Raw genomic sequence first — 24,479 nt, forward strand, 5'->3', positions numbered from 1 at the left:
TCAGGACTGGCGTCCCAGGTGTCCGCGAGCGCGCCGGGCGGCTCTTGGCAGCACGCGGGGTCGGGACAGGTGGACTGCTTGCGCGCGGTGGTGTCCCTGTTGCGGAACCACTTGACGTGCTCGTAGGGCACCCCGAAAGCAATGGAAAACTCGCCGTCCGTGGACCGCTCCACCCGCGCCGAACACCAGAACGTGCCGCCGGGAGTGTCCGTGTACTGGAAGTGCGAGAGCAACCGGTTGGTCGCGGAGAACGCCTGCCGCGCGGAGAAATAGCGACATGCCCGCTGGCCTTCGACCGCTCCGGTGTGGTCGGTGGGGAATGCGATGCCGTCATTGGACCAGGCCTTGTGGATGATCCCGGAGGAATGGACCTTCTCGAAGTGCGTGGGGATCCCGAAGTGCTGGGTCATCAGGTTGGTCATGCGGTGCGCGGCGGTCTCATGGGAGACGGCGAACGCGTCGCGCAGGTCGTCCACGGAGAGCTCTCGGCGGGCCTTGGACTCGGCGAGCAACTTCACGGCCGAGGACTCCGGAATCATGAGCGCTGCCGCAAAGTAGTTGGTCTCAACCCGCTGCTCCAGGAACTCCCCGTAGTTTTCGGGGCGCGAGTGATCCAGCAGCAAATGCCCCACGGCCTGCAGCAACACGGACCATGTGGAGCCGATACTCGAGCGCGCCGGCAGGTAGAACCGCTTATTGCGCAGGTCCGTGACCGACCGAGTGGAGTGCGGCAGATCCGGGACCTGATGAATCTCGAACCCCACGTGGGACACCAGCGACGAGATGTGGTGCTCGGACAGCGGCCCACCACCGTGCCCGATGGCCGCCAGCAACTCCCCGGCCATCGTCTCGATGCGCTCGAAGTAGTTATTCAGCTTCTGCATGCGCGCCGCAGGTCGGTGTTGGCGCGCCGGGCCTCCTCGGGTGTGGCTGCCTGTTCATCCAGCCGTTGGGCGAGCTGACGTTGCAGCGCGACGATGGCCTCGAGCGCCTCGGTGCTCAGCCCCGGCCCCACGCGCACGGACGGCAGCCCCAGCGACGAGTACATGGGCCCGCGCTGCACCCGTTCCACCTCGATCTCCAGCTCCATGCGCTTGGACGGTGCCTTGGCCCCGATCAGCTGGTCGACCGTCATGTCCAGCGCCTTGGCGATGCACCCAGCGTGGAGAGTTTGGGCTCGCGCTTTCCGTTCTCGATCAGCGACAACGCCGACGCCGCCATGCCCACCTGCTCGGCCAGCTGCCCGAGCGTCACACGGAGCCTCTTGCGGCGGTAGCGGATGCGGCGGCCCACGGCGATGGGGTCAGCGGGGTCGCCCTCGAACACGGAATCGGCGGGCGGGGCAGAAGGTGCGCTCTCGCGGGTGCGTTGGCCCTGCGGCGTCGTCGAACGAGGTGCCATGGCACGAGCTTACGGAAAACATGCCGAAACGTGAAGAACTGGATTTCTTCACTGAACTTTCTGGGTGCAACCGGCTGAAAACCCAGCAAAGTAGTAGTCACAAGGCACAGAGAAGCGGAACTTCAACGACAGCCGCCGTCTCGCAAGGATCAAGGAGAACCACCCATGAGCCCCATGAACAGCAATCAGCGCACCGCCCAGGAGATCCAGCAGGACTGGGACGAGAATCCCCGCTGGCTCGGCATCACCCGTGATTACACGCCCGAGGAGGTCCTGCGTCTGCAGGGTTCCTTTCGAGAGGAGCACACCCTCGCACGCCGCGGTGCAGACCGGCTCTGGCAGCTGCTCAACACGGAGAATTACATCAATGCTCTGGGCGCTCTGACCGGCAACCAGGCGGTTCAGCAGGTCAAGGCCGGCCTCAAGGCCATCTACCTTTCGGGTTGGCAGGTCGCCGGTGACGCCAACCAGGCCGGGCAGACCTACCCGGATCAATCCCTGTACCCCGCCAACTCGGTGCCGCAGGTGGTGCAGCGCATCAACAACGCGCTGCGCCGCGCGGACCAGATCGAGCACTCCGAGGGCATCAGCACGGTCGACAACTGGATGGCCCCGATCGTGGCGGATGCGGAAGCCGGCTTCGGCGGCCCGCTCAACGCATTTGAGTTGATGAAGTCCATGATCAACGCCGGCGCGGCCGGTGTGCACTGGGAGGACCAGCTGGCCTCCGAGAAGAAGTGCGGACACCTGGGCGGCAAGGTTCTGGTTCCCACCCAGCAGCACGTTCGCACCTTGAACGCCGCCCGCCTGGCCGCGGACATCGAGGACGTTCCCACCCTGATCATCGCCCGCACCGACGCTGAGGCAGCCACCCTCATCACCTCCGATGTCGACGAGCAGGACGCCGAATTCATCACCGGCGAGCGCACCTCCGAAGGCTTCTACAAGGTCCGCAACGGCCTGGAGCCCTGTGTGGCACGCGCCAAGGCGTACGCCCCGTATTCGGATCTGATCTGGATGGAGACCGGCACCCCGGACCTCGAGCTTGCCCGCAAGTTCGCCGAGGCCGTCCACGAGGACTTCCCGGACCAGATGCTCGCCTACAACTGCTCGCCGTCCTTCAACTGGAAGAAGCACCTGGACGACGAGACCATCGCCAAGTTCCAGCGCGAACTCTCAGCCATGGGTTACCGCTTCCAGTTCATCACCCTGGCCGGTTTCCACGCCCTCAACTACTCGATGTTCGATCTGGCCCACGCTACGCCCGCAACCAGATGACCTCGTACGTCGAGCTGCAAGAGCGCGAGTTCGCCGCAGAGGAACGCGGCTACACCGCCACCAAGCACCAGCGCGAGGTGGGCACCGGGTACTTCGACCTGGTCTCCCAGGCCGTGAACCCCAACTCCTCGACCACCGCTCTGGCCGGCTCCACGGAGACCGCGCAGTTCTGAGCGATGCGCGAGTAGTCGCCTCGAAGTAGAAGTAGTCGTGTCGCCCGGAGGTCATGATCCTCCGGGCGACCGTCATGTCACGTTCTTCTCTCTGTAGAACAAAGAGCCACGTCACCGCCTATCTCGCGTACGGTGAGCAGGCATGAAGGACTCCGCGCTCCGCTCAACCCTGCTCATAGCCCTGGGATTCTCAGCGCTGGCCGCGATAACCGTCCGGGTGTGGTTGGCATGGTTGGCTCAGGACTCCGCCGGCGGTGTTCCGATCGGCCTGGCCCTCGGCTACGTGACACTGGTCATCGCCACAGTGGGGTTAGGTATCGCAACTTTGATCATCTGCCTCACCGACCTCGCTCGCACCGCAGCCTCTCGAGGATTGCGCACCGGACTCACGCTGGGCAGCTACGCCTCGGGAGCGCTGTCCTTGGCCGCATTGGTCGCCACCGTGGCGCGGTCCATCACCGGCCCCGGCACAGGTTCCTGGCAGCAGGAATGTCTCATCCCTTTCCGCTCATCCTGTGGGTCCTGGCCCTCGCCACCCTGTGGGTCACTCTGGCGTTGAGCGCGCTGATTCTTCGACGCCGCCGCGCCAACCATGCCTGACCTTGCTCCATCAGGAGAAGGGCATTGGCGAATGGGGGCGGCGCTTCCCGCCTGCCGTTCCCTCACGCGAAGTTGTCGGCGCATGGTGCTCGGGCAAGCGTGATGTGAGGAAATCGCAAGGCAGCAGTCTGGTGTGAGGAAGATGCAGATTCCGGGCCCCGAAACTGCATTGTCCTCACATGAGGCCATCCGAATGCTGTTGCCTCACCTGAGATTGCAGGCATAGTATCCCGCCCTCCTCCCGGAGCATTCCCGACGACGCCGCTCGGTCGCGTTCGTCGCAACAGGCCCCTCAGCGCCGCGGCCCGCACACTCATCAGTGAGTGTGCGGGCCGCAGTGCTGTTGCGTGCGCGGGGTAATCCGTCAGGACTTCTTCTTGGTGTCCTTGAGGAAGTTGGTGATGCGGATCGTGCACAGGCGCTTGCCGGTGTCGATGTGGCTGATGACCACTTCATGAGTCGTGGCCGAGCGGCCCAAGTGGATGGCAGTGGCTACGCCGCGGATCATGCCGGACCGCGCGGAAGCGTGGTGGGTCGCGTTGATGTCCACGCCCACGGCCACTTTGCCGAATGTGGAGGCGTGAATCACCGCTGCCCACGAGCCGAGCGCTTCACCCAGGGCCACGGATGCGCCGCCGTGCAAAAGGCCCAGCGACTGGCGGTTACCTTCCACCGGCATGGTCGCGACCACGCGTTCGGCGGACTGCTCCTCGATCACCACGCCCATCTTGTTGTCCAGCTCACCCAGCTGAATGGTCCACGGTTCGTAGGGCTGGCCGTCCGCGTCCTCGAAGGGGAGCTTCTCGCGGTTCTTCCGGTCCTGGTCCGCGCGGATGTCCGCCGGGGTGGGGTCCTCGTGCATGGTTCCTCCTTAGCTTGGCGTCCGACGCCGCCGCGGTGCGTTGCGTGCGCGAGGTACCCGAGCGGCGTCGTTGCCCGAAAAACGGTGGTGCGCTGTTGTGACCTAGGTTATCCTGGACTAAATACTGACCGATCGTTCGGCTTGAAGTGTTGAGAAGGGACCGGCGCGTGAGCACCCAAACCAAAACCCAGGACATCCAAATCCTCCCCAGCTACGTGAGCGGCCAGTGGTGGCAGCCGGAAAACCCGGAGCGCGTCGCGGATGTGAACAACGCGGCGACCGGCGAGCTTGTGGCCCGCGTCAGCACCGACGGTCTGGACACCGCCGCCGCCATCGAATACGGCCGCACGGTGGGCCAGGAAAACCTGGGCAAGCTGCGCATTCATGACCGCGCGCTGATCCTCAAGCAGCTCGCGCAGTACCTCACCGAGCACAAGGACGAGCTCTACGAGATCTCCTACGCCACGGGTGCGACCACCAAGGATCACCTGATCGACATCGACGGTGGCATCGGCACCGTGTTCACGTTCTCGTCCAAGGGACGTCGCGAACTGCCCAATTCCAACGTGATCGTCGACGGCGCCGTGGAACAGCTCTCGCGTGACGGCTCGTTCCTGGGCGAGCACATCTACACACGCATTCCCGGTGTGGCCGTGCAGATCAACGCGTTCAACTTCCCCGTGTGGGGCATGCTCGAGAAGTTCGCCCCGGCGTTCATCGCTGGTGTCCCCTCCATCGTGAAGCCCGCGACGCCCACCGGTTACGTGACCGAAGCCTGCGTGCGCCTGATGCTGGATTCGGGCCTGCTGCCCGAGGGTTCGTTGCAGCTCATCTCCGGCTCCGCCCGTGACTTGCTCGACCACCTGGACGCCCGCGACCACGTGGCCTTCACCGGTTCGGCCGCAACTGCCAAGTCCCTGCGCTCACACACGAACGTGCAGGACAAGGGCGTGCGCTTCACCGCGGAGACCGACTCCCTCAACGCAGCGATCATGGCTCCTGACGTCACCCCCGATTCGCCCGAGTTCGAGGCGTTCGTGAAGTCCGTGGTTCTGGAGATCACCGCTAAGGCCGGCCAGAAGTGCACCGCCGTGCGCCGCGTGATCGTGCCGCAGAACATGCGCTCTGAGGTCATCTCGGCCATCGAGGCTCGCGTGTCCGAGCGGGCCAAGGTGGGCGATCCTCGTTCCTCTGAAACCACCGTAGGTGCCCTCGCCTCCGATGAGCAGCAGTCCGAGGTTTCCCGCTCCGTGCGCACCCTGATCGACGCCGGTGCGGTCGTGGAATTCGGCGGCCCGGAGGCCCTGTCCTCGGTTCCTTCCGAGGGCGCGTTCTTCCCGGTGACCTGCTGTCCTTCGACGACGCCCGCACCCCCGCCGTCCACGAGGTCGAGGCCTTCGGCCCGGTCACCTCCGTGATCAGCTACGACGGATCGGTGACAGACGCCGTGGAGATCGCCGCCCTGGGCGGCGGCTCCCTGGTGGCCACGGTGTGCACCCACTCGCCCGAGCTGGCGGGTGAGTTCGCGGCAGGCATCGGCTCCCACCACGGTCGCGTACTGTTCCTGGACCGCGACGACGCCAAAACCTCCACCGGTCACGGCTCCCCCGTTCCGCACCTGGTGCACGGTGGTCCCGGTCGCGCCGGCGGCGGTGAAGAGCTGGGCGGCATCCGCGCCGTGAAGCACTACATGCAGCGCACCGCCGTCCAGGGCTCCCCGGATCTGCTCACCGGCATCACCGGTCAGTGGCACTGGGGCGCAACCGCCAACACCGTGACCCGTGAAGACGTGGAGAACGGCATGGGCGAGCACCCGTTCCGGAAGTCGCTGGAGACCCTGCGTATTGGCGACCAGCTGGTGTCCGACCTGCGCGAGGTCAAGCTCGAGGACATCCTGGAATTCGCGGAGAAGACCGGAGACACGTTCTACGCGCACACGGACGAGGAGGCCGCCATGGCCAACCCGTTCTTCCCGCGCCGCGTGGCCCACGGTTACCTGCTGGTCTCCTGGGCCGCTGGCCTGTTCGTGGAGCCCGCCCCGGGACCGGTGCTGGCCAACTACGGCTTGGAGAACCTGCGCTTCATCACCCCGGTCACCTACGACGATTCCATCCGCGTGACGCTGACCGCCAAGCGGATCACCCCGCGCGTGACCGATGAGTACGGTGAGGTTGCCTGGGACGCCCGGCTGACCAACCAGAACGACGAGATCGTGGCCACCTACGACGTACTGACCCTGGTCTCCAAGACCTGGCCGATGCCGGAGGACACTGAGTAACCCGGGCTGGCCGAGCAGCTGAAAACGGCGGTGGTGTGGACTCGATTCGAGTCCCCACCACCGCCGTTGCGTTCCTGCCACCTGACTAGGAACCAGAACTCAGTCACTTTTAGGCCACTCGGCACGGCCGGGGCAGATTCCTGGCACTCTAAAGCCACTCAGAGCCGTTCTGGGTGGCGTGAAAGTGTCTGGAATCTTGGCGGTGGCCTAAGGATGTCTCAGATTTCGGCGGCAACTCGAAAGCTGCCGCTACATCGCCCGCAGCCCAGCGAAGATCATTTTGACCGCGGTGTCCGAGAGCTGGTCCACGGTTCCGGAGCGTTCGGGCTGATACCAGTCCACGATCGAGTTGACCATGCCCAGCATCAAACGGGGCGCGGATTTGTTGGAGATGTCGGTGCGCAGGTCGCCTTCGTCCTGGGCCGTGCGCACCAGGTTCTCGACCATCCGCGTCAATTGCCGACGCCGCTCGAGCGCCTTCAACTCGACCGGCGAGTTCCCACGCAGTCGCAGCAACAGCGTCACGTAGGGCATTTGATCCACCAGCACCCGCACGGAGCCCTGAATGATCATCTCGAGCTTGTTCACGGCGCGGGAATCGGTGGCCTGGACGTGCTCAAAAACGGCCTCGAGTGAATCCAGTGCGCGGTTGAGCGCTGTTCCAGGATCTCTTCCTTGGAGGCCACGTGGTGGTAGATCGCGGACTTGGAAATGCCCAGGTGGGAGGACAAGGTTCCCATGGAGGTGGCGTCATAACCGTGACGGTTGAACACCTCGACACACACGGCCAGCAAGGTCTCCCGGTCGTAGCCGGGACGACCGCGACGAGGCGCCGAAGCGGCGTCGTCGTGCGTGAGGGAGCGTGGCTGTGCTGGCATGAACCCGGACTCTACTTTCTGTTACTGAACGATCACTACAGGCTACCGCGAGCCGAACGCAACGAGCACCGGAGGAAACCCTCCGGTGCTCGGCGTCATGGCTGATCAGAGCTTACTTATCGCGGTGATCGTAGATGCGGCGCAGCTTGCCGGAGGAACGCTCCAGCGAGCCGGGCTCCACCACGTTGATCGCGGCGGACGAACCGATCTTGGTCTTGATCTCGTGCACGAGCTTCTTGGCGCCCTCCTGAGCTTCCTCGGGAGTGGCCTCGTCGCGGCGCTCGATGTGGATGGTCATCTGGTCCATGCGCTTGGGCCGGGTGATCTCCAGCGTAAAGTGCGGGGACAGAGCCGGGATCTGCAGCGCGAGTTCCTCGATCTGGGACGGGAACAGGTTCACGCCGCGCAGGATGATCATGTCGTCCGAACGACCCGTGATACGGCCCGTGCGACGGTGACCCGGGCGCACCGACCCCGGCAGCAAGCGGGTCAGGTCGTGGGTGCGGTAGCGAATGATCGGCAGCGCCTGCTTGGTGAGCGCGGTGAAGACCAGCTCACCGGGTTCACCCGTGTCCAGCACGCGATCGTCGAACGGGTCGATGATCTCCGGGCGGAAGTGATCCTCCCAGATGTGGGATCCGTCCTTGGTCTCCACGGATTCACCGGCCACACCGGGACCCATGACCTCGGACAGACCGTAGATGTCACACGCGGTGATGTCGAAGGTCTTCTCGATCTCGTGACGCATTTCCTCGGTCCACGGCTCGGCACCGAGCACAGCGTGCTTGAGGGAAGTCTCGCGCGGATCGATGCCGTGCTTGCGGAAACCATCGGCAATGGTCAGCAGGTAGGTGGGCGTGGACAGGATGACCTCGGGCTGGAAGTCCTGGATCAGCTGAACCTGCTTGTCGGTCTGGCCGCCGGACATCGGGATCACGGCGCAACCGAGGCGCTCAGCGCCGTAGTGGGCACCCAGACCACCGGTGAACAAGCCGTAGCCGTACACGTTGTGCACCTTGTCGCCGGGCTTCACGCCGGACATGCGGAAGCAACGGGCCACCAGGGTGCCCCAGGTCTCCAGGTCATCTTCGGTATAGGCCACCACGGTGGGCTGACCGGTGGTTCCGGAGGACGCATGGATGCGACGGATCTCGGACATGGGCGTGGCGAAGGACTTGAACGGGTAGGACTTCCGCAGGAATTCCTTGTCCGTGTAGGGGAACTTGGCCAGGTCCTCGAGTTCCTTGAAGTCGTCCGGGTGCACGCCGTGCTCGTCGAAGAGTTCCTTGTAGGCAGGAACGTTCTCGTAGGCGTAGTGCAGGGTCCAGTTGAGGCGCTCAGTCTGCAGCGCCTCGATCTGGTCCCGGCTCATGGTCTCTTCGGGATCCGGCTGCGAAGGATCCGCCGACTTGGTGGGCTTGTACGGATTGGGAACGGAGCAAGTGGTCATGGCCTTCAAGCTTTCTGACGGTTGGGCACGGTACGGCTACGGCCGCGGAACTGGGCGATCACGGAGCCGTCTTCGGCTGTGACGCACATGTCGTAGAGGCCGCTGCGACCGGTGGTGGCGATCTCACGACCTTCGGCGGTCAGGGTCTGACCGACTCGAGCTGAACTGATGAAGTTGATGTCCACGCCCTGCGCCACCGTGATGGTGCTGCCATCCCCGGTGGGGTCGTTGCAGGCCATGGCGAAGCACGAATCAGCCAGGCTGAAGATCATGCCCCCGTGGACGATGCCGAAACCGTTGAGCATCTCTTCCCGCACGGTCATGCTGATCACGGCGTGACCCGGGTCCGCCCGATGAACGGTGATCCCCAGCCACTCCGAGGTCTTGTCCCCGCGGAGAATCGGATGTTCCGGCATGTTGTCTCCCTCACATTATATGACCGAATGGTCAGTAGGGAATCGCAAAATGTGATGTTCTGTCAAGTGGATCACAATTTTTCGGGTTTTGTGTTGACGACCACATTTTACAGCTATATTCTGAACGAGCGGTCAGTTATTATCGAAGCGGAGTCCGCGGCAGCTTGCTCCGCCCCAACTCATCCGTGAACTGAGGGACACCATGACTGAACAAACCACTTCCACCGAGAACTCCGTGGACCAGCAGCACTTCGACACGCTCATTGCGGACGATTCCCGCATCGAGCCCCGCGACTGGATGCCCGAGGCCTACCGCAAGACCCTGACCCGTCAGGTTTCTCAGCACGCGCACTCGGAAATCATCGGCATGCAGCCTGAGGCCAACTGGATCACCCGCGCACCCAGCCTCAAGCGCAAGGCCATTCTGATGGCCAAGGTCCAGGACGAGGCCGGCCACGGTCTGTACCTGTACTCCGCCGCCGAGACCCTGGGCACTCCCCGCGAGGTCCTCAACGAGCAGTTGCTGTCTGGCAAGGCCAAGTACTCCTCGATCTTCAACTACCCGGCACGCACCTGGGCCGACATGGGCGCCATCGGCTGGCTCGTGGACGGCGCAGCGATCTGCAACCAGGTTCCCCTGTGCCGCGCATCCTACGGACCCTACGGCCGCGCCATGGTCCGCATCTGCAAGGAAGAGTCCTTCCATCAGCGCCAGGGCTGGGAGATCCTCTACGAGCTCTCCCACGGCTCCAAGGAGCAGAAGCAGATGGCGCAGGATGCCGTGAACCGCACCTACGGCCCCGCACTGCAGATGTTCGGCCCGCCGGATGCCGACTCCCCCAACTCCCAGCAGTCCATGGAGTGGAACATCAAGCGCTTCTCCAACGATGAGCTGCGCCAGCGTTTCGTGGACATGATCGTTCCGCAGGCAGAGGCCCTGGGCCTGACCCTGCCGGATCCCGATCTGAAGTGGAACGAGGAACGCGGTCACTACGACTACGGTCAGCTGGACTGGGACGAATTCATGTCCGTGATCAAGGGCTCCGGTCCGTGCAACGTGCAGCGCATGCAGCGCCGTCGCAAGGCCCACGACGACGGCGCCTGGGTCCGCGAAGCCGCCGAGGCCTACGCCAAGCGTCAGATGCAGGCCGCTGCCGAGGCAGCCGGGTCCGCGGACGACAACGAAGAAGTCAGCATTGTTGCGGGCCGCGCGTCCGCCGAACTCATCGGAGCCTGAACATGAGCGAAAACACCACCGGTAACTGGCCCCTGTGGGAGGTCTTCGTGCGGTCCTCGCGCGGTCTGTCCCACGTGCACGCGGGTTCGCTGCACGCCCCGGACGCCACCATGGCCGTGCGCAACGCACGCGACCTGTACACCCGTCGCAACGAGGGCACCAGCGTGTGGGTCGTCCCGGCTGACGCGATCACCTCGTCCGATCCGGACTCCAAGGGTGGCTACTTCGAGTCCGCTCAGGGTAAGAGCTACCGCCACGCCACCTACTACACCAAGAGTGAAGGGGTGAAGCACCTGTGAGCGCATTCGCATCCCACGATTCCGCAACCAAGCAGTCGGCCGGTAACGCGATCACCGCTGAGGACATCGCCACTTCCGGTGGCAAGGCGTCCGAGCCGGTGGCCCAGTACGCGCTGCGTCTCGGTGACGATTCCCTGATGCTGGCTCAGCGTCTGTTGGTGGATCTCTCGCGCTCCCGAGCTCGAGGAAGACATTGCCCTGGGCAACATCGCCCTGGACATGGTGGGTCACGCTCGCTTCCTGCTGACCTACGCGGGTTCCGCGTGGGGTAAGTCCGAGGACGACCTGGCGTACTTCCGCGACGAAGAGGATTTCCGCTCGGTCCGCCTGGTCGAGCAGGAGAACGGTGACTTCGGGCAGACCATCGCCCGTCAGCTGTTGTTCTCCTTCTACCAGTACGAGCTCTACTCGGCGCTGCAGTCCTCCCAGGACCAGACCCTGGCCGCTATTGCGGACAAGGCGGTCAAGGAGGTCGAGTACCACCAGGACACGCGGCACAGTGGATTCTGCGCCTGGGCCTGGGCACCGAGGAGTCCAAGCGTCGCATCCAGGAAGGCCTCTACTACATGTGGCCGTACCTGGACGAGCTGTTCGCTGACGAGCCGTTGCACGACGAGCTCGAGGGCATTGCGGTCCGCCCGTCCACGCTGCGCGAGAACACCATGAAGCGCATCGAGGCACTGCTGGCCGAGGCCGAGCTCGAGGTTCCCAAGGTCACGCAGGCTCGGTTGTCCGACTCCCCGCGCGACGGCGAGTACTCGGAGTACCGCGGTTACATCCTGGCCGAAATGCAGTCGCTCGCGCGGAAGCATCCCGGGGCCAAGTGGTGATCTAGATGACCTCACGCGTTTCTTCCGATTCCGTACTTCGTCACGACGCCGCTCCCCGCGAGTTGCCGCTGGGCCCGTCCCAGCGGCCCTCCAACGAGGAGGACGCCAAGCTGTGGGATGTCGCCGCGACCGTGTGCGACCCCGAGATCCCCGTGCTCACGCTCGAGGATCTGGGTGTGCTGCGTGATGCGTACGCGGGCCAGGACGAGACCGTTGTGGTGATCACTCCCACGTACTCCGGTTGCCCGGCCATGGACACCATGGCCGCCGATCTGGAGACCGTGGTTCAGGCCGCCGGTTACCGCAACGTGCGCGTTGTCCAGGTGCTGCGTCCGGCGTGGACCACGGACTGGATGAGCGAGGCCGGTCAGGCCAAGCTCACCGAATACGGCATAGCCCCGCCCACCGGTCGCACGGCCGCCGGGCACAATTCGGGACCGGTCCGCTTGGCCCTGTCCGTCAAATGTCCTCGCTGCAGTTCGTTGAACACCCGAGAGATGACCCGTTTCGGGTCCACCTCGTGCAAGGCCCTGTGGGTCTGCAACGACTGCAAGGAACCCTTCGACTACTTCAAGGTGCACTGACATGAGCGAAACCATTGAGGCCACTGGATCCGAGACCGGCGAGGCCAAGCCCGCCGCCAAGCGCCGGGGCACGTTCAACACCCTCGAGGTGTCCGAGGTGCGTAAGCTCACCTCCGATTCCGTGGAGGTGACGTTCGCGGTTCCCGAGGATCTCGTGGACGACTACGACTATCTTCCGGGCCAGTACGTTGCCGTGCGTGCCCAGATCAACGGCCACGAGGTGCGCCGTTCCTACTCGATCTGCGCGGACCCCAAGCCGGGCGAGATCCGCGTGGCCATCAAGAAGGACATGGGCGGCGTGTTCTCCACGTGGGCCAACGAGCAGCTCAAGGCCGGCGATGTCTTGGACGTGATGAACCCGCAGGGTGCTTTCACCTCCAAGGTGAACATCACCTCCATGAACAACCCGGAGGAACTGGCGCGCCAGGAGGTGGCCAAGAACAAGAACGTTCACGTGGTGGCTTTCGCCGCCGGTTCCGGCATCACGCCCATCATGTCGATTGCCCGCGCGATCCTGCGTGCCTCCGACACCGCGTCGATGGACCTGGTCTACGCCAACCGTTCCTCGATGGACGTGATGTTCGCCGAGGAACTCGGTGACCTCAAGGACAAGTACCCCTCCCGCGTGGCCATTCACCACGTGCTCTCCCGTGAGCAGCGCATTTCTCCGCTGATGTCCGGTCGTATCGACCAGGACAAGCTGGAGGAGCTGTTGGATCACGTGATCCAGGTGAACTCCGCGGACGAGTGGTTCCTGTGCGGCCCGTTCGAGCTGGTCCAGTTGTGCCGCGACACTCTCAAGGAGCGTGGCGTGGACGAGTCCAAGGTGCGCTTCGAGCTGTTCACCACGGGCAAACCGGCCGCTCCGCAGGGTCAGCAGGGCCGCGTGGTCAAGGCCGACCCCAAGGGTGACAACTTCAAGATCACCTTCAATCTCGACGGCGCCAGCGGTGAGGTCGAGTCCCCGATGTCCGCGAACGAGACCGTACTCAACGCCGCGCTGCGCGTGCGCCCGGACGTTCCGTTCGCGTGCGCCGGTGGCGTGTGTGGCACCTGCCGCGCCAAGGTCACCGGTGGCGAGTTCGAGATGGAAGAGAACTTCGCTCTCGAGAAGGACGAGGTGGACGCAGGTTACGTGCTGACCTGCCAGACCCGCCCCACCTCCAAGGAACTGAGCGTCGACTTCGACGCCTGAGTTCGTGTGCTTTGCCGACGACGCCGCGCTGGGACCCGCGCGGCGTCGTCGTCGTATGTGCCCGCTCGCCACGAACGCGACCGGGCGTAGGAACCGAACCGCAAGGAGAACCCCATGATTGATCTGACGATCGAGGACAACATTGCCCACGTGGTGCTCAACGCACCCAAGAAGCTGAATTCGCTGGATGCGGCCGCGTTGGACGAGCTGGCCCAGGCGTACACCGAGGCCGAGCAGGCCGGGGTGCGGGCCCTGGTGCTGCGCGGTGAGGGACGTGCGTTCTGCGCAGGCCGTGACATCTCCCAGGTGGACCCGGCGACCGATGACACGGATGCCTACCTGTCCGGCAAGGTGCAGCCGCTGCTGCAGCAGATGTCCGAATTCCCGGCACCCACGTTTGCGGCCGTGCAGGGGGCCTGCCTGGGTGTGGGGCTGGGTCTGGCGATCGCCACGGATGTCGTCTACGTGGCCGAGGACGCGACCATCGGCTCGCCGTTCGCCAACCTGGGCGCCACGCTCGATTCGGGTGGGCACGCGTTGTTCACCGAGCGGCTCGGAGCTCACCGCACCCTGGATCTGATCTACACCGCAGAGATGATGACGGGCGCTGACGCCGTGGCCGCGGGGCTGTTCTCACGCGCGGTTCCGGCCGATGAGTTGCTGGACTTCACCATGAAGCGCGTCAACAAGGCGGCCAAGGGCGCCACCCAGGCGTACGTGGCGTCCAAGAAGCTCGTGGCTCAGGTGCGTGACGCCAAGGTGGGCCTGTGGGATTCCATGGCCGCGGAGAACAAGGCTCAGGCGGCACTGTGCTCGACCGATGACTACGCGGAAGGTTTCGCTGCGTTCCAGGAGAAGCGCAAGCCGGAGTTCACCGGCAAGGGCTGACACAGGGAACGCCACTGAAGCCACGGAGCGGGTACTGACGCGAATTTCTCCCCCGAATAATCGCGCCGGTACCCGCCCCTTCCGTTCACGGATGTCGTCCCGGTGAACCGCCGTTGCACCTAGCTAAGGTGCAGCTCGACGTGGTGGGCCATGAACGGGCGCCGCAGTGACGTCTTGGAATCGTGACTGATACGGCGCTCTGGATCCCCCTGATAGCGCCGAACGAGCAATGCTCCGAGCCACGTTCCATGTATATAGTAAGCACCCTTTTTATTATTTTCGCAAGGGTTGTAACCTAAATGGAACCATTAATTCTTAGTGCACTAACATCGGGGCTTGTCAGTCGGCCTTGAAGCGGTACTCCACCGGACGGTTCTTGCGGGGCAAGGACTCCACGATCAACTCGTAGGACTCGTGCACCAGCTCCGTCACGAGTTCTTCAGTGAGTTGCTCGGAACCGGCCAGGGAGATCCAGTGTTTCTTGTTCATGTGCCAGCCGGGTTCGATGCCCTCCACGGTCTGGCGCAGTGCCACGGAGTGTTCGGGATCCACCTTGAGGTTCACCAGCGGCCTGCCGTACGGGGATGCCACGAGGATGAAGATCTTGCCGGCCACCCGGTAGACCGTGGTCTCGTCCCCGAACGGAAAATCCTTCTCGGCCGAGGGCAGCCCTGCGGCCACTGTGGCGGCGTAGTGCTGGATCTGTTCTCCGTCCATGGCTCAACCCCACACCCCCAGGGCCAAGAAAACAAGGCCCGCGAGCGCGAGGCCCACCACCACAACGGGCCGGATGTCCTTGCGGGACAGTGTGGCCGTGAGATCTTCGATCCTGCGCGCCGCTTTGGGGAACCTGCGCCACAACCATGCAGCCAAAAGATAAGGGCCCACGAATCCCACAAGGAACACCGCGTAGAGGATCAGGTCGACCACGATGTCGTGGCTCGCACCCGTGATCACTCGTCCCGTGATGTACATGGTGGCCATGCCGCTGACCCCCACCACGGTGTTGATGAAGCCCAGGAGGACCATCTTGCGGGGGCTCTCCGTGTCATGACGGGCGGGAGCTTTGTGCGGTGTGAACGGTGTGGTGCGGTAACGGCGGTACTCGATCAGTGCTGCGATCAGCAGCAAGGATCCTGCGGTGAGGTCCACGCTGTGCCGAATCAACAGTTCCTCCACCCGACCCTTCAGGCCGCCGTGAGAGTCTCCGGATCCACGAACCGGAACACCACGACCAGCAGAGTGGATCCGAGCATCATGCCCACGGTCACCCAGCGGATCATGGTTGCCGCCTTGGGAGTGTGGGCCAACAGATGCAGCACCACCGCATAGAGCGACGGCGTGAATCCCATGACCAGCCCCAGACCCAACAGGCTCACTGCGGCACTGGCCAGGCGATCGCGGTAGCCTCCATGGCTTCCATTCTGCCCTCCGGGAACAGCTCGGGGGCTCTGTAGTGCGTATCACCACGGTTCAGTAGCGTGGTTGCATGACCACTTCCGTGTTTGATCTGCAAGCATTTGACCGCTCCGTACGCCCCCAGGACGACCTGTTCCGGTTCGTGAACGGGACTTGGCTGGCCAACGCGACCATTCCCGATGACAAGGCCACCACGGGCGCTTTCATCGAGTTGCGCGATCAAGCCGAGGAGGCCGTCCGGAACATCATCACGCAGGCCAAGCCGGACGCGCACGACGACGCCGCGGGGCAGAGTTCCGAACAGAAGATCGCCTTGCTCTACGCCTCCTTCATGGACACCGAGCGCATCGAAGCGCTGGGAGCGGAACCGCTGCGCGAGGACCTGGACGCGGTCGAGGCCGTGGATTCCACGGAATCCCTGTCGCGCTGGTTTGGCACTGCACTGCGCCGCGGCATCGGCGGTGCCCTGGACATCGACCTGGACTCCGATCCCGGTGATCCGCAGCGCAACATGGTGTTCGTGGGGCAGTCCGGACTGGGCCTGCCGGACGAGGAGTACTACCGCGAGGACCAGTACCAGGAGATCCGCGAGAAGTACGTGGCCCACGTGGAGAAGATGCTCTCACTCGCTGGCTTCGACGATGCAGCTGAGCAGGCTCAGGCCGTGATGGACCTCGAGACGCGCATTGCTTCCCACCACTGGGACAAGGTCACCGTTCGTGACCTGACCAAGATGTACAACCCCATGACCTTCTCGGAGCTGGCCGAACAGGTTTCGAGCCTGGACTGGTACTCCGTGCTGTTGGGCGTGGGGCTGACCGAAGACCAGTTGGCCACCGTGGTCAACGCGCAGCCCAGCTTCTTCACCGGCCTGGACGAGCTGATCACCGACGAGCTGCTCCCGGCTTGGAAGTCCTGGGCACGTTGGCACGTGGTCTCCGCGCGGGCGTCGTACCTGCCGGAAGCGTTCGTACTCGAGAACTTCGCGTTCTACGGAACGGTGCTGTCCGGAACCCCGCAGCTCAAGGACCGTTGGAAGCGCGGCGTCGCCCTGGTCAATGGCGCGCTCGGTGAGGCCGTGGGTGAGCTGTACGTGCAGGAGTACTTCCCGCCTGTGGCCAAGGCACGCATGGACGAGCTGGTCGACAACCTGCTGGGCGCGTACCGCGATTCCATCGAGACCCTCGATTGGATGACCGAGGACACCCGCGCGGAGGCGCTCAAGAAGCTTTCGGGGTTCACTCCCAAGATCGGGTACCCGGAGAAGTGGAAGGATTACTCGGCGCTGTACATGGACGGCGAGGATCTGGTGGGCAACGTGGTCCGCACCTCCCAGTTCGCGGTGGACGAGATCGCCCGCAAGGCAGGCCAGCCTGTGGAAAAGCACGAGTGGCTCATGACCCCGCAGACCGTGAACGCCTACTACCACCCGCTGCGCAACGAGATCGTATTCCCGGCTGCCATTCTGCAGCCGCCGTTCTTCAGCCAGGACGCGGACGACGCCGTGAACTACGGCGGTATCGGTGCGGTGATCGGTCACGAGATCGGCCACGGCTTCGACGACAAGGGCTCCACGTGCGACGGCGAAGGCAAGTTGCGCAACTGGTGGACCGACGCCGACCGCGAGGCTTTCGAGTCCCGCACCGCGCGCCTGGTGGACCAGTACGCGGCGCTGTCGCCGGCTCAGTTCGAGGGTTCCGAGAACGCCCCCAAGCTCAACGGTGAACTGACCCTGGGTGAGAACATCGGCGACCTGGGCGGACTGTCCATCGCGTACAAGGCCTGGCGTGCAGCCCAGGACAAGAAGGATGCCCCGGACACCGAGCCCATCGACGGGTTCACCCCAGCGCAACGGTTGTTCGTGTCATGGGCCTACGTGTGGCAGGAGAAGTCCCGCGACGAGGCGCTCAAGACGCGCATCGCCACGGACCCGCACTCCCCCGCGGAATTCCGCGCCGCCCAGACCCCGCGCAACGTGGATGCCTTCTACGAGGCCTTCGACGTGCAGGAGTCGGACCAGATGTGGCTGCCGCAGGAGGAGCGCGTGGCGATTTGGTGACCTCGCTGGGCCCCGGAACTACTTCCGGGACGCCCCTGCGGGGTTGCTGGCACCGCCGAGCGCGCACAGGCCGTAGATTCCCGAGCCCATCACCAGTCCGAAGAACGTGGCGGTGAGGGCGTGCCCTACGTTTTGGGTCATCAGGAAGACGGACAGGCCTCCCAACAAGCTCAGTGGAACCGCGATCAGTGCGGCGATCAGGATGGAAGAGGTGGTCTTGTAGTTTCGATTCATCATGTTTCTACGGTGTCAGGACCGCAGGTTCACCCCAATCCTCCGATTGGTCCCTCCGTGTCGTCCGATCGAATGACCCCACTCATATCCTCCGAGCACAGAGAGGATCGGGGGCATGCCTGAGCGGAATGCACTCGCGGCGAATTCAGGACGAACCCTCCCCAACCACACCGACCATCGTCCGAGAGCAGCGACCACGGGGCTCGGTTGGCACGTCTTCACGGGCCTGTCCGCGGTGGGGGTCATGGTTCTTTGTGCGCTGAGCCCGCAGCCTCGGTGGTTTCTCATCCTGCCCGGGTTGGCTTTGCTGATAGCCGCGTACATCTGGACCGTTCTGCATGATCGACTTTCCCGGCCCGTGGGGGCAATGCTCATTGCCGCTGCGGTGGCAGGGTATGCATTGGTCAGCTTCGGTTCACCCGCAGGGCTTTTACTCCTGTTCGTCCTCATTGCTCAGTTCTTCTGGTTCCTCACCCCCGGTATCGCAGGTCTGGCCACGGTGGCCGCGGCCCTAGTCTCCGTGGCCGTGATTTTCCATCACGATCTCGCCAACGCGGAGCTGCTCGCAGTGTTCCTCATGGTGGCTGCGCTGTTCGGAGTGCTGGTGGGACTGTGGCTGTCCCAAGTGTTCACCCTGAACGCCCGGCAAGAGGTCATGATCGAGGAACTGCGTGCGTCCCGTGCGGAGGTGGCCCGGCAGTCGGCGCTCCGCGGCGCCTCGGAGGAGCGCTCCCGTGTGGCACAGGAGATTCACGATGGACTGGCCCAGCAGATCAGCGCAACGCTCATGTTGCTGAGATCCTCTGAGGACCAGCTCGCCAAAGGGGATACCGACAAGGCCGCGGAAAGGCTATCGCTGGCACGGAGGCACACGGAGCTGTCGGTTGCGGAGTCTCGCTTCCTTCTCGGACACAGCCGCATGGACGAGCAGGACCGAGCACTTGATGATCTGGTGACCGAACTCGTTACTCTCTTCCGCCAGACCGCCGAGATCGAGACGGCACTGTCCATCTCGGATGCGCATAGCAATGAGGACATTTCGGCTGAGACGACCAGGACTGTGCTCGGGGTGCTCTCGGAGGCGTTGTCCAACTGTCTCCGCCATTCTCAGGCCACTCAGATCGTCGTCGAGCTTGGACACCTCGGGAACCAGCTCAAGGTCACGGTGGCGGACAACGGTGTGGGGATGGACCAGCCCACCGGGACTGCGTCCGGAGCACATGGCTGGGGTCTGGCCGGCGCCCCGGATCGAGTGAAGGGGCTAGGCGGCACTTTCGACCTCGACACTGCCCCGGGACGGGGTACGACCATCACCGTGTCACTTCCGACCAATCAGGAGAACGCGTCATGAGCGCTCAGAAACTTCCGGCGGACGGGCTCACACGAGTAGTGATCGTGGACGATCATGACATTGTGCGTACCGGGCTCGAAATGAGCCTCGAAGACAGCGATCGCCTACTCGTGGTGGGTTCTTACGCGAATGGTTCAGCAGCACTGCGCGGACTCGACGCGGACGCCCTGACCTGATCATCACCGATGTGCACATGCCCATCATGGACGGGTTGGAGCTGATGACAAAGCTCCGGGAAACACGCCCGTCAGTGCCGGTGCTACTGCTCACCGTGGTGGAAGATCCCACGGTGATCCGGGAAGCGCTGGACCAGGGAGCCGCGGGATATCTTCTGAAGTCTGCGTCAACGGATGAAATCATCCGCTCCGTCGAACGAGCCCTGGACGGTCAGCTGGTGGTCTCCGCCGAGGTGGGCACTTTGATTGCCGGCATGATCTTCAAGTCTGAGGAAGACACTCTCAGCCCTCGAGAACGAGAAGTTCTCACCGGCGTGGCTCGGGGGCTCACGAACGCTCGGGTAGCTTCGCAGCTGTACATCAGTGAAACAACGGTGAAGACCCACCTGCGGCGGGCCTTCACCAAGTTGGGCGTTCAGGACAGGACGTCAGCCGTCACCGAGGCCCTTCAACGAGGCCTGATCAGACTCTGACCCCGGTAGTAGTAGTAGCGGAGACCTAGACGGTCGTGCTCACCGAGTTCGAAATTTCGCTCATCATCACTCCGAAGAACGCGAAGAAGAGGATGGCCCACAGAATGCCCAGGAGCAGCAGGGCCACGCCCACCCAACCGAGGACCTTGCCGGAGGTGGCACGGCCACCCAGCTTCTCGGACTTGTAGGCCTGCCACAGAGCGAACGGCGCGAGGATGGGAAGAATCACTACTCCCAGAATTCCGAGAACCAAAGATGCCTCGGAACTCCTGGCAGCTTGGTCCTGCTGCTGCGCGTCCTGGGCACTGGCCGGCACGTACTCCCAGCGGCCGGAAGGCTGGCCGTACGGGGAGACCTGGTTAGCTGCCACCGAGGGATTCCGCCCCTGAGCGCCGCCGTTCGGCACGTATTCTTGAGTGGAATTGCGATAGTCCGTGGGGTTGTTGCCCGAAGAATGGCTGGAACTCATGATGCGCCTCCGTGAGGTCGTAACGTGCAGTTGGTGCCATCCTTTCGCATAGATCAGTGACACCCATGGATTACGTGCCACCAACCGCACCGCGACAGTGTGTGTCGCCCGGGAAGCTTCCTTAGTATCCCGGTGACCGATCCCAACGAAACCCCGCTAAAGGAGACCAGGTGAGTTCCGCAGAAGACCCGGCCGAGCGGCGTCGTAGTTCGTTCAGCGAACGCGTGCTGAAGGGCGGCAGCGAACCCGACCCTCGCTTCACCTTGGCCAACGAACGCACGTTCCTCGCGTGGATCCGTACGTCGCTGGCGTTCCTGGCCGGTGGCATCGCCATTGAGGCGTTCACGGGCGATATCTTCGATCTGGCCATCCGCAAATTCCTGGCCACGGTGCTGCTGCTCCTGGGCATGCTGTTGAGCGCGGGCGCCACCTTCCGTTGGCTGGGCGTGGAGCGCTCCATGCGCCACAAGGCGCCTCTGCCGTTGCCGATCATTGCGCCGCTGGTGGCCGTGGGCGGGGCCGTTGCCTCCGGCGTGCTGGTGGTTGTGGTCCTGACCCGCTGAGCCATGGCACGCACTGCGGAACGTTTCCACGAAGACCCCGGACTGCAGCCCGAACGCACGGTGCTGTCCTGGGGACGCACCATGCTGGCCCTGTGCACCGCAGCAGCCATTTTCCTGCGCTGGCTACCCACGCACGGGCCGTTCGTGCTGGCCCTTTTCGGGCTTGCGGTATGTACCGCTATCGGCATTTACGCCACCCAGCGTGCCCGCTACCGACGTGGATCCGTGGGGATCAGCAACGAGCACGTTGAACCGGACGCGGTAGCCGTGGTGGTGACCTCCACGGCAGTGGTGGCCCTGGGTGTCCTGGGCCTGGTCACCGTGGTGGTGTTCTAGACCCGGTCGCCGCGGTGATCCACGATCTGCGGGTTGCGGGTCAGATCAGCCTGAGCCGGATCCACCGCGTGGGACTTGGTCGAGATCTTGTGACCGAACCAGAACGCCAGGAACAGCGGCAAACCGATGTATGAGGTCAGCAAGGACAGCGGGGTCACCGTGTCATTGATGAACGCCTCGTAGCTCTGACCCACGATCACCAGCAAGCACATGGCCAGCGCGATGATCGGGCCTGCCGGGAAGAACTTGGCGCGGAACGGCAGCTCCTTGACCGAACGACCCTGCGCCTTGAACGCCTGGCGGAACTTGTAATGGGTCCACGCAATACCGGCCCACACGATGAATCCCGCCAGCGCGGACGCGTTGATCAGCCAGGTGTACACGGCTCCGTCGCCGAACCAGGTGGTACCGAAGGCCAACAGCCCGAAGGCGGAGGTGGCCAGCAGTGCCCGCATGGGGATACCGCGCTTGTTGAGCTTGCGCAGGAACTTGGGCGCCTTGCCGTCCATGGCCAGTGACCACAACATACGCGTGGAGGCATACAAACCGGAGTTACCGGCGGACAGGATGGCTGTCAGGATCACGGCGTTCATGATCGAGGATGCGAAAGCTACGCCGGCGTTCTCGAGCACCAGGGTGAAGGGCGAGATCGCCACGTCTTCAATGTCCGAGGCGAGCAGATTCGGGTGCGTGTAGGGCAGCAGGAACCCGATCACCGTAATGGCACCTACGTAGAACAGCAGGATGCGGAAGAACACGGTGCGGATGGCTTTGGGCACGGTGTGCTCGGGGTCCTTGGCCTCACCAGCGGCAACACCGACCAGCTCGGTGCCTTGGAACGAGAATCCCGCGACCATGAAGATCGCCAGAATCGTGATAGGCCCACCCACGAACGGCGCCTCACCCGTGGTCCAGTTGTCGAACCCGGAGGGTTCCCCGCCCATGATCCCGGAGATCATCAGAACGCCCAGTCCCAGGAACACGACCACCGCGGCCACCTTGATGGCGGCCAGCCAGAACTCGCCCTCGCCGTAGGCGCGCGTGGACAGCGCGTTCAGGGAGAACACCGTCAGCAGGAACAGCGCCGACCAAATCCAGGACGGCACATCCGGGAACCAGTAGCGCATCACCAGGCCGCGGCCACGAGCTCTGCGGCCAACGTGATAGCCCAGTTGAACCAGTAGTTCCAACCGATCGCGAAACCGAAGGACGGCGACACGTAGTTCGCGGCGTGGTCGCCGAATGAACCGGACGTGGGCCGCCATGCAGACATCTCACCCAGTGACTGCATCAGCAGGTACACCATCAGGCCGATCGCGATGTACGCGACCAACGCGCCACCCGGACCTGCGGTGGCGATCGAGTTACCGGAGGCCACGAACAGGCCCGTACCGATCGCGCCACCCATCGCGATCATGGTCATGTGCCGGGTTTCCAGGCTGCGGCGCAGCCCCTGGCCCTCGGCCTGTGTGCTCACAGCGGGAGCGGGTTCCTTGGACACGAGCGTGCCTCTCTATCGGCGTTACACGTTTCGGAGGACTCCACGGGGGCTGGAGCTGAACGAGAATGACAATGAGTGAGCTTACCGGAGACCGCCCCGCAACACGTGACCCGGGCCTCAACGCGACGACGCCGCTCCAAGGCTTGGAGCGGCGTCGGCGTGTATGTAGTTGCGAACCGGGAAGTCAGCCCTCAATCAGGTCCCGAATCACAATGGTGTCCTCGCGATCCGGGCCCACACCAATGGCGGAAATCCGGCAACCGGACATGCCCTCGAGCGCCTCGATGTACGCGCGAGCGTTGTCCGGAAGGTCTTCCAGGCTGCGAGCGCCGGTGATGTCTTCCTTCCAGCCCGGGAAGTTCTCGTAAATGGGCTTGGCGTGGTGGAAATCGGACTGGGTCATGGGCATTTCGTCGAAACGCTGACCGTCCACGTCGTAGGCGACGCACACGGGGATCTCGTCCAGGCCGGTGAGCACGTCCAACTTGGTGATGAAGAGGTCCGTGAAGCCGTTGATGCGCGAGGCCTGGCGGGCCATGACAGCGTCGTACCAGCCGGTACGGCGCGGGCGGCCGGTGTTCACGCCGAACTCGCCGCCGGTCTTGCGCAGCTGCTCCCCCATGTCGTCAAAGAGCTCGGTGGGGAACGGGCCAGCACCCACGCGGGTGGTGTACGCCTTTTGAATGCCGATCACGCGGGTGATGCGCGTGGGACCGATGCCCGCGCCAACGGATGCGCCGCCGGCGGTGGGGTTCGAGGAGGTCACGAACGGGTAGGTGCCGTGGTCGACGTCCAGGAACGTGGCCTGACCGCCTTCCATGAGCACTACTTCGTCGCGGTCGAGGGCTTCGTTGAGCAAACGTGTGGAGTCCACGATCATGGGCTCCAGGCGATCCGCGAAGCCCATGAAGTACCCGACGATCTCGTCGACCTCGAACGCGCGACGGTTGTACAGCTTGACCAGCAGCTCGTTCTTCTGGCGCAGGGCGCCCTCGATCTTCTGGCGCAGGATGGACTCGTCCAGCACGTCCTGAACGCGGATACCCAGGCGGCCCACTTTGTCCATGTAGGTCGGCCCGATGCCGCGGCCGGTGGTACCAATGGCTCGCTTGCCCAGGAACCGCTCGGTGACCTGGTCAAGGGTCTGGTGGTACGGGGCCACCAGGTGCGCGTTGGCGGAGATGCGCAGGTGGGAAGTGTCTGCTCCGCGGGCTTCGAGACCGTCGATCTCTTCGAACAGGGCCTGCGGGTTAATGACCACGCCGTTGCCGATCACCGAGGTTGCGTTGGGGCTGAGGATGCCCGCGGGAAGGAGCTTGAGCTCGAACTTCTCGCCGCCCACCACCACGGTGTGCCCGGCGTTGTTACCGCCGTTGGGCTTGACCACGTAGTCCACTCGACCACCCAGGAGGTCCGTGGCCTTGCCTTTACCCTCGTCGCCCCATTGGGCACCGACGATCACGATTGCTGGCATTACAGAATTCTCCTGCCCGGGCGCGAACCCACTTGGCACGACAACAGTTGAGGTG

General features: G+C 64.0%; 24 protein-coding genes and 5 pseudogenes. 15 read left to right on the forward strand and 14 right to left on the reverse strand.

Translation table 11 applies throughout. The features are described 5' to 3' along the window. The 3 genes from YO9_RS0101685 to YO9_RS16255 all read right to left on the reverse strand — a co-directional run. Positions 1-884: ImmA/IrrE family metallo-endopeptidase (locus YO9_RS0101685; protein WP_016995959.1), on the reverse strand; the 884-nt coding region annotated here is incomplete at its 3' end. Beyond that, entirely contained in the window at positions 872-1,135 is a 264-nt protein-coding gene (locus tag YO9_RS16250) for a hypothetical protein (RefSeq protein ID WP_016995960.1), read from the reverse strand. The genes YO9_RS16250 and YO9_RS0101685, both read right to left, overlap by 13 nt. Continuing rightward, positions 1,132-1,401 carry a helix-turn-helix domain-containing protein gene (locus YO9_RS16255; RefSeq protein WP_016995961.1) on the reverse strand — a complete coding sequence of 90 codons (270 nt, stop codon included), beginning with the start codon at positions 1,399-1,401 and terminating at the stop codon, positions 1,132-1,134. The genes YO9_RS16250 and YO9_RS16255 overlap by 4 nt, the downstream gene beginning before the upstream one ends. A gap of 165 nt (positions 1,402-1,566) precedes the next feature. Between YO9_RS16255 and aceA the strand changes: the two are divergent. After that, positions 1,567-2,852: pseudogene (gene aceA, locus YO9_RS0101690) on the forward strand (isocitrate lyase). A gap of 142 nt (positions 2,853-2,994) precedes the next feature. Further along, positions 2,995-3,411: a hypothetical protein gene (locus YO9_RS0101695; RefSeq protein ID WP_016995963.1), complete on the forward strand. Its 417-nt coding sequence runs from the start codon at positions 2,995-2,997 to the stop codon at positions 3,409-3,411. A 405-nt stretch (positions 3,412-3,816) separates the two neighbouring features. Here the strand turns inward: YO9_RS0101695 and YO9_RS0101700 are convergent, their stop codons facing one another. Beyond that, positions 3,817-4,314, reverse strand: coding sequence for a hotdog fold thioesterase (locus YO9_RS0101700; protein ID WP_016995964.1), 498 nt, complete (start codon positions 4,312-4,314; stop codon positions 3,817-3,819). A 167-nt stretch (positions 4,315-4,481) separates the two neighbouring features. On the opposite strand from YO9_RS0101700, the pseudogene paaZ reads away from it, so the two are divergent. Then, positions 4,482-6,592 (forward strand): annotated as a pseudogene (gene paaZ, locus YO9_RS0101705) (phenylacetic acid degradation bifunctional protein PaaZ). 249 nt (positions 6,593-6,841) lie between these two features. Here paaZ and YO9_RS0101710 read toward each other — a convergent pair. From YO9_RS0101710 to paaI, 3 genes and pseudogenes are all read right to left on the reverse strand, one after another. Next, positions 6,842-7,470: pseudogene (locus tag YO9_RS0101710) on the reverse strand (TetR/AcrR family transcriptional regulator). A 112-nt stretch (positions 7,471-7,582) separates the two neighbouring features. Then, positions 7,583-8,920: a phenylacetate--CoA ligase family protein gene (locus tag YO9_RS0101715; RefSeq protein WP_016995966.1), complete on the reverse strand. Its 1,338-nt coding sequence runs from the start codon at positions 8,918-8,920 to the stop codon at positions 7,583-7,585. A gap of 5 nt (positions 8,921-8,925) precedes the next feature. Beyond that, on the reverse strand, positions 8,926-9,336 hold the full coding sequence (gene paaI, locus YO9_RS0101720; protein WP_016995967.1) for a hydroxyphenylacetyl-CoA thioesterase PaaI: 411 nt from the start codon (positions 9,334-9,336) through the stop codon (positions 8,926-8,928). A 202-nt stretch (positions 9,337-9,538) separates the two neighbouring features. Here paaI and paaA point away from each other — a divergent pair, with 202 nt between their 5' ends. From paaA to YO9_RS0101750, 6 genes and pseudogenes are all read left to right on the forward strand, one after another. Then, positions 9,539-10,573, forward strand: a complete 1,035-nt coding sequence (paaA, locus tag YO9_RS0101725) for a 1,2-phenylacetyl-CoA epoxidase subunit PaaA (RefSeq protein ID WP_016995968.1) — start codon at positions 9,539-9,541, stop codon at positions 10,571-10,573. A 2-nt stretch (positions 10,574-10,575) separates the two neighbouring features. Beyond that, positions 10,576-10,872, forward strand: coding sequence for a 1,2-phenylacetyl-CoA epoxidase subunit PaaB (paaB, locus tag YO9_RS0101730; protein ID WP_016995969.1), 297 nt, complete (start codon positions 10,576-10,578; stop codon positions 10,870-10,872). Continuing rightward, positions 10,869-11,702 (forward strand): annotated as a pseudogene (gene paaC, locus YO9_RS0101735) (1,2-phenylacetyl-CoA epoxidase subunit PaaC). Before paaB ends, paaC begins: the two are co-directional and overlap by 4 nt. Positions 11,703-11,707: 5 nt before the next feature. Continuing rightward, entirely contained in the window at positions 11,708-12,286 is a 579-nt protein-coding gene (gene paaD, locus YO9_RS0101740) for a 1,2-phenylacetyl-CoA epoxidase subunit PaaD (protein WP_016995970.1), read from the forward strand. A gap of 1 nt (position 12,287) precedes the next feature. Next, a complete protein-coding gene (gene paaE / locus YO9_RS0101745; protein WP_016995971.1) occupies positions 12,288-13,481 on the forward strand; it encodes a 1,2-phenylacetyl-CoA epoxidase subunit PaaE in 1,194 nt (397 codons plus the stop codon). A gap of 114 nt (positions 13,482-13,595) precedes the next feature. Beyond that, a complete protein-coding gene (locus YO9_RS0101750; RefSeq protein ID WP_016995972.1) occupies positions 13,596-14,369 on the forward strand; it encodes an enoyl-CoA hydratase/isomerase family protein in 774 nt (257 codons plus the stop codon). Positions 14,370-14,708: 339 nt separating this feature from the next. Here the strand turns inward: YO9_RS0101750 and YO9_RS0101755 are convergent, their stop codons facing one another. From YO9_RS0101755 to YO9_RS0101765, 3 genes are read right to left on the reverse strand one after another with little or no spacing between them, the layout of a single operon-like run. Further along, positions 14,709-15,086 (reverse strand): MmcQ/YjbR family DNA-binding protein, encoded by a 378-nt coding sequence (locus tag YO9_RS0101755; protein WP_016995973.1) that lies wholly within the window; start codon positions 15,084-15,086, stop codon positions 14,709-14,711. A gap of 3 nt (positions 15,087-15,089) precedes the next feature. Further along, positions 15,090-15,536 carry a hypothetical protein gene (locus YO9_RS0101760; RefSeq protein WP_223285942.1) on the reverse strand — a complete coding sequence of 149 codons (447 nt, stop codon included), beginning with the start codon at positions 15,534-15,536 and terminating at the stop codon, positions 15,090-15,092. 20 nt (positions 15,537-15,556) lie between these two features. Next, positions 15,557-15,748 (reverse strand): hypothetical protein, encoded by a 192-nt coding sequence (locus YO9_RS0101765; protein ID WP_016995975.1) that lies wholly within the window; start codon positions 15,746-15,748, stop codon positions 15,557-15,559. 110 nt (positions 15,749-15,858) lie between these two features. Between YO9_RS0101765 and YO9_RS0101770 the strand changes: the two genes are divergently transcribed. After that, entirely contained in the window at positions 15,859-17,847 is a 1,989-nt protein-coding gene (locus YO9_RS0101770; protein ID WP_016995976.1) for a M13 family metallopeptidase, read from the forward strand. A gap of 18 nt (positions 17,848-17,865) precedes the next feature. Here YO9_RS0101770 and YO9_RS0101775 read toward each other — a convergent pair whose 3' ends face one another. Continuing rightward, positions 17,866-18,084 (reverse strand): hypothetical protein, encoded by a 219-nt coding sequence (locus YO9_RS0101775; RefSeq protein ID WP_016995977.1) that lies wholly within the window; start codon positions 18,082-18,084, stop codon positions 17,866-17,868. 112 nt (positions 18,085-18,196) lie between these two features. Here YO9_RS0101775 and YO9_RS0101780 point away from each other — a divergent pair, with 112 nt between their 5' ends. From YO9_RS0101780 to YO9_RS0101785, 3 genes are read left to right on the forward strand one after another with little or no spacing between them, the layout of a single operon-like run. After that, entirely contained in the window at positions 18,197-19,432 is a 1,236-nt protein-coding gene (locus YO9_RS0101780) for a sensor histidine kinase (protein WP_223285943.1), read from the forward strand. Continuing rightward, entirely contained in the window at positions 19,429-19,608 is a 180-nt protein-coding gene (locus YO9_RS16260) for a helix-turn-helix domain-containing protein (RefSeq protein ID WP_016995979.1), read from the forward strand. Before YO9_RS0101780 ends, YO9_RS16260 begins: the two co-directional genes overlap by 4 nt. Positions 19,609-19,634: 26 nt before the next feature. Beyond that, the gene (locus YO9_RS0101785) at positions 19,635-20,081 is read left to right on the forward strand and encodes a response regulator transcription factor (RefSeq protein ID WP_262925537.1); all 447 of its coding nucleotides are present in this window, start codon (positions 19,635-19,637) and stop codon (positions 20,079-20,081) included. Positions 20,082-20,106: 25 nt separating this feature from the next. Here YO9_RS0101785 and YO9_RS0101790 read toward each other — a convergent pair whose 3' ends face one another. Then, positions 20,107-20,550, reverse strand: a complete 444-nt coding sequence (locus tag YO9_RS0101790) for a DUF4190 domain-containing protein (protein WP_016995981.1) — start codon at positions 20,548-20,550, stop codon at positions 20,107-20,109. Positions 20,551-20,720: 170 nt separating this feature from the next. Here YO9_RS0101790 and YO9_RS0101795 point away from each other — a divergent pair, with 170 nt between their 5' ends. Then, the gene (locus YO9_RS0101795) at positions 20,721-21,113 is read left to right on the forward strand and encodes a YidH family protein (RefSeq protein ID WP_016995982.1); all 393 of its coding nucleotides are present in this window, start codon (positions 20,721-20,723) and stop codon (positions 21,111-21,113) included. A 3-nt stretch (positions 21,114-21,116) separates the two neighbouring features. Continuing rightward, the gene (locus YO9_RS0101800) at positions 21,117-21,449 is read left to right on the forward strand and encodes a DUF202 domain-containing protein (protein WP_016995983.1); all 333 of its coding nucleotides are present in this window, start codon (positions 21,117-21,119) and stop codon (positions 21,447-21,449) included. Here the strand turns inward: YO9_RS0101800 and YO9_RS0101805 are convergent. Both YO9_RS0101805 and YO9_RS0101810 read right to left on the reverse strand, forming a co-directional pair. Next, a pseudogene (locus YO9_RS0101805) lies at positions 21,446-22,950 on the reverse strand (amino acid permease). The gene YO9_RS0101800 and the pseudogene YO9_RS0101805 overlap by 4 nt on opposite strands. 184 nt (positions 22,951-23,134) lie before the next feature. Then, positions 23,135-24,424 (reverse strand): adenylosuccinate synthase, encoded by a 1,290-nt coding sequence (locus tag YO9_RS0101810; RefSeq protein WP_016995984.1) that lies wholly within the window; start codon positions 24,422-24,424, stop codon positions 23,135-23,137. Between the last annotated feature and the right edge of the window lie 55 nt (positions 24,425-24,479).

It is taken from the genome of Kocuria atrinae C3-8, assembly GCF_000286355.1.
In the GTDB taxonomy this organism is placed as follows: Bacteria; Actinomycetota; Actinomycetes; order Actinomycetales; family Micrococcaceae; genus Kocuria; species Kocuria atrinae_A.